This window comes from Oscillibacter sp. UBA6647 (assembly GCA_002455655.1).
In the GTDB taxonomy this organism is placed as follows: Bacteria; Bacillota; Clostridia; order Oscillospirales; family Oscillospiraceae; genus Oscillibacter.
The window spans coordinates 27,415-31,728 of the sequence record DKLF01000057.1 but is presented as its reverse complement, the minus strand read 5'-3'; the positions used below and the strand labels follow the sequence as shown (position 1 = coordinate 31,728).

At 55.7% G+C, this 4,314-nt stretch carries 4 protein-coding genes, 1 tRNA gene and 1 pseudogene; 5 read left to right on the top strand and 1 reads right to left on the bottom strand.

The window, feature by feature from the left end; translation table 11 throughout:
* Positions 1 to 125: 125 nt before the first annotated feature.
* Positions 126 to 199, bottom strand: a tRNA-Arg gene (locus B2W96_RS04585).
* A gap of 265 nt (positions 200 to 464) precedes the next feature.
* Here B2W96_RS04585 and B2W96_RS04580 point away from each other — a divergent pair.
* The 5 genes and pseudogenes from B2W96_RS04580 to B2W96_RS04560 all read left to right on the top strand — a co-directional run.
* Positions 465 to 1,025, top strand: coding sequence for a hypothetical protein (locus B2W96_RS04580; protein ID WP_293009001.1), 561 nt, complete (start codon positions 465 to 467; stop codon positions 1,023 to 1,025).
* A 289-nt stretch (positions 1,026 to 1,314) separates the two neighbouring features.
* Complete coding sequence (locus B2W96_RS04575; protein WP_293008999.1) at positions 1,315 to 1,629, top strand: hypothetical protein; 315 nt, start codon at positions 1,315 to 1,317, stop codon at positions 1,627 to 1,629.
* 1 nt (position 1,630) lies between these two features.
* Positions 1,631 to 3,565, top strand: coding sequence for a V-type ATP synthase subunit I (locus B2W96_RS04570; RefSeq protein WP_293008997.1), 1,935 nt, complete (start codon positions 1,631 to 1,633; stop codon positions 3,563 to 3,565).
* Between the two features lie 15 nt (positions 3,566 to 3,580).
* Positions 3,581 to 4,105 carry a V-type ATP synthase subunit K gene (locus tag B2W96_RS04565; protein WP_293008995.1) on the top strand — a complete coding sequence of 175 codons (525 nt, stop codon included), beginning with the start codon at positions 3,581 to 3,583 and terminating at the stop codon, positions 4,103 to 4,105.
* Positions 4,106 to 4,130: 25 nt separating this feature from the next.
* A pseudogene (locus tag B2W96_RS04560) lies at positions 4,131 to 4,314 on the top strand (hypothetical protein); the annotation flags it as partial.

Below are 4,314 nucleotides of genomic sequence, written 5' to 3'. Positions count from 1 at the left end.
TTCGTTTCCTTCGTGGTCAGGATTTCCGGTGCTGCTCCCATTCTGCACCGGGGGGTTCTCACCCTCCGTTCGGGAGCTTGTGCCTTCTTTCACCGGAGCTGTTCTCCATAAACTGATTTCTAATTTGGCCCGCCCGGAGGGATTCGAACCCCCGGCCTTCTGGTCCGTAGCCAGACGCTCTATCCAGCTGAGCTAACGGCGCGTACCACTGTTTTCAAACAGCTTAGTTATAATAGCATGGCATTCTATAAAATGCAAGCATTTTCTTCATAAAATTTTCACTTTTTTCCTGGGGCTTGTAATGGGAAAAACGCTATGCTATAATTATCAAAACTTGCAAAGCCCACGGACGTCGGTTGGATGCGCGGCGGCAGAGGCCTTTTGGGGGCGTTGCCTGCAGGAGAAGGTCTACCCTGAAAGCCCCGGTAAAGGCACGGGCGGGACCCGGAGGAGGAGCGGCAAACATGGAAATGAAAAATTTCAGAAGCGTTGCATTCGGCGGTTTTGATAAAGAAGAAGTCATTCAATACGTACAGAAGACCGCGCAGGAAAGCGCAGACGCGCAGGAAGCGCTTCGCAAGGAAAACAGCGCCCTGCGCGAGGAGAATGAGAGTCTGAAAAAACAGATTGAGGTCTCCCTGCGAGAGCAGGCGGAAACTGCCCGGCGGGAAGGGGCGGAACTGCGTGAGAAAATTCGCGTCCTCACGGACGAACTGGAAGAACTGCGTCCCCAAGCCCTATCTTATCAGGAGGTCCGGGCGCAGGTGGGGGACATTGAATGTCAGGCCCGGCGGCGGGCGGGGGAGTTGGAGACCGCAACCACTTCGCGGCTGAACGCGCTGGTGGGCGATATTCAAAAGCAGTATCAGGATTTGGCCGGGGCTTTTGACGTAACCGCAGCACAGGTCAGCGCGGAGCTGCGGAAAATTGAGGTCAGTCTTTCCCAACTGCCAAGAGCAATGGATCAGGCGGGGAAGGAACTCAGCGAATTGGTGTCCGCCACAGGCGGCGAGAAAAAAGTCTGATGTGCACACACAGAGCACTCTCCGATAGGGGGGTGCTCTGTTTTTTCACACCTCTAAAAAATTTTTTTCCTGCCTAAAACTATTTATACTGATGGATATAGTAAATTTATGCACGGATATTGCTGCCTTTTGCGGTGATAAAGTGAAAAAAATTATTAAGGCGGTTTTAAGGTTTGGAAAAAATAGCCTTGCTTTACAAATTTGAATGCAATATAATGGATTAAAGTATTGTGCGGAGTCCTATTCTTTAGAGCAATACGAAGTCATTGGGAGAGAAGGTGATTAAGGAATGTCACTGGAAGCCATTGAAACCGTTGCCAGGGCGGAAAACGAGAGCAAGGCACGCAAAATTGCCGCAGAGCAAGAGGCAAAAGAGCGGATCGCCCAGGCAGAAAAGGATGGTCCCGCGCTTCTGGAGCGGATGCGCACTGCATCTGTGCAGGAGGGCAAGCGGCTGCTGCGGGAAGCGGAGGAACGCGCTGAAAAACGGTGCGCAGCGATTCGGGAGGATGCCGCAAAGGAATGCGATGCCCTGATCAAGCAGGCGGGGAGCCATATGTCCGCCGCCGCAGAGCGCATTGTTGGAAAGGTCGTGAAGCAGTAAAATGGCCATCGTAAAAATGAAAAAGCTCCGGGTGGTGGCCATGGCGGAGGAACGGGATGTGCTGCTGCGGGAGCTGCTGCGTCTGGGCTGCGTGGAAATCAGCGAACCGGACGGCCAGTTGGAGGATGCGACCCTGTCTGCGCCGCTGGCCCGGAACGTATGTTCACTGATGGATACCAAGGGCTCCGTCGCCGACGTAACCACCGCGCTGGGTGCCATCCGGCGGTACGCTGCCGTAAAGGATGGATTGTTTATTAAGAGAAAGCCTGTTAAAGAGTCGGAATTTCACAGTGCCGATTCTGCGGAACAGGCCAAGGAAACCTGCGAAAAAATCAACGGCTTACTGACGCAGTTGTACAATATCCAATGCGATGAGGGGCGGGCAGCAGCTCAGTCCGCTGCCCTGACGCCGTGGAAGGAGTTGGATTTTTCGCTGGAGACGCAGGACACGGCCCACGTCGTTTTTCGCATGGGGGTGTGTCCCGCCGCTGCAGATGTAGGCGCACTGCGGGCGGAGCTTAGCGGCGGGGAACTGGCTGCGGAGCTGTATCCCGTGGGGGCAGACAAAACGCAGCAATACTTGTTCTTCATCTGTCATCGGACGGATGAGGCGGCGTCCATGGAAATTCTGCGGCGTGTCGGCTTCAGCGTGGTGACCTTTCCGGATTACATAGGGACTCCGGCAAAAAATCTGGAGGCGATTGCCTGCTGCGTGCAGGAAGCGCGGGCAGAGCAGGAGCGCATCACGGATGAGCTGGCCGCCTGCGGCGGCGCGCGGGATGCGTTGCGCCTTCACGCTGACCGTCTGAACACGGAGGTGGCGCAGGACGAGGACGCCCAGCGCATCCTCACCGACGGAACCATTGTCTTTTTTGAAGGCTGGGTTCCTGCGGAGGCGGAGGGAAAGCTTGCTTCTTTGCTGGAGAAGCGTGGCTGCGCGTGGGAGACTTCCGAGCCCAGCGAGGAAGAGTACCCGGACGTTCCCGTACAGCTAAAGAATAACTGGCTGACAAAGCCGCTGAACATGGTGACGGATATGTACTCCCTCCCGGCGTATGGAAGTCTGGACCCCAACCCGCTGATGGCGCCTTTTTTTATTTTGTTTTACGGCATCATGATGGCGGATATGGGCTATGGACTTTTGATGCTGCTGGCCTCATCGATTGTGCTGAACAAGTACAAACCAAAGGGGGGCATGGAGCATTTCTTCGGCTTGATGCGCCTTTGCGGTGTCAGCGTGTTTATCGTGGGGGCGCTGACCGGCGGCTTCTTTGGAGACTTTTTGACCCAGCTCGTGGGAATTATCAGCCCGGGTACGGTGTTTACCCTGCCCGCCCTGTTTACTCCGCTGGATGATACGCTGATGATTCTGATTGGCTCGATGTGTCTGGGCTTCGTTCAGATTAACGTGGGCATGGCCATCAGCTTTTACAAAAAGCTCAAGCGGGGACAGATCATGGATGCCCTGTGGGAAGAAGTGACTTGGTGGATTGTGTTTCTCGGCGGGGGGCTGGCCGCTCTGGGCGTGACCAAGCTGGTGCTGCTTGTCGGCGGTGTGATGGTGCTGGTTGGCTCCGGCTGGAACGCTAAAGGCTTTGGCAAGGTGGGGGCAGTGTTTGGCTCGCTCTATAACCACATTACGGGCTACTTTGGAGACATTTTGTCCTATTCCCGTCTGATGGCCCTCATGCTGGCGGGCAGCGTCATCGCGCAGGTGTTCAACACCTTGGGTGCCATCCCCGGCAATGTGGTGGTGTTTCTCATCATCTCTCTGGCGGGTAACGCCCTGAACTTTGCGCTGAACCTGCTGGGCTGCTACGTTCATGACCTGAGACTCCAGTGTCTGGAGTATTTCAACAAGTTCTATGAGGACGGAGGCAAGCGGTTCCGGCCTTTGGAGATTAAAACCAAATATGTTGATATCGTAAAAGAATAAGGGAGGAAACTTACAATGAGTGATTTAGCACAGATGGTAGAACTCCAGCAGAGCCTGACCTTTTTGGGTAGCATCGGCGGTCTGGCTCTGGCGCTGCTGGGCGCGGGTCTGGCGGCGGTTCTTTCGGGCATCGGCTCCGCAAAAGGCACCGGCATTGCCGGCGAGGCGGGCACCGGTCTGCTTTGCCAGGACCCCAGCAAGTTTGGTAAGGTTATGATTCTTCAGGTGATCCCCGGCACGCAGGGCTTGTACGGTCTGGTGGTGTGGTTCTTTGCCATTTTCCGCATGGGCCTGCTCGGCGGGGAGCTTCCTGCTCTGACCGTGGCGCAGGGCATGCAATATTTTATGGCCTGCCTTCCCATGGCGCTGGGCGGACTGTTCTCCGCCATCGCACAGGGCCGCGTGGCCGCAGGCTCCATCAATATTCTTGCCAAGAAGCCGGACGACTGGTCCAAGGGCATGGTGCTGTGCATCACCGTGGAATTCTATGCCATTTTGTCCTTGCTGGCTTCCATGCTCATGCTGATCAACATTAGCTGATGGCCCCACAGAAAGGGGAGTCGATATGAACGGAATCGAAAAAATCACGGACCGCATCGCCGCGGAGGCGCAGTCGGAAATCGACCGCGTGCTGGCGGGGGCGAAGGCCGAGACGGAGAAAATTGCTGAAAAGTATCGTGCTCAGGCGGACCGTGAGGCGGCGGAGGCTGCCGCGAAGAATGAAAAAGCCGCTGCGGAGCGGGAGGAAG

Bases quoted from the DNA above. Each gene is read 5' to 3' on its own strand.
- B2W96_RS04565 (WP_293008995.1), top strand. From the start codon at position 3,581: ATGAGTGATTTAGCACAGATGGTAGAACTCCAGCAGAGCCTGACCTTT.
- B2W96_RS04570 (WP_293008997.1), top strand. From the start codon at position 1,631: ATGGCCATCGTAAAAATGAAAAAGCTCCGGGTGGTGGCCATGGCGGAG.
- B2W96_RS04580 (WP_293009001.1), top strand. From the start codon at position 465: ATGGAAATGAAAAATTTCAGAAGCGTTGCATTCGGCGGTTTTGATAAA.
- B2W96_RS04575 (WP_293008999.1), top strand. From the start codon at position 1,315: ATGTCACTGGAAGCCATTGAAACCGTTGCCAGGGCGGAAAACGAGAGC.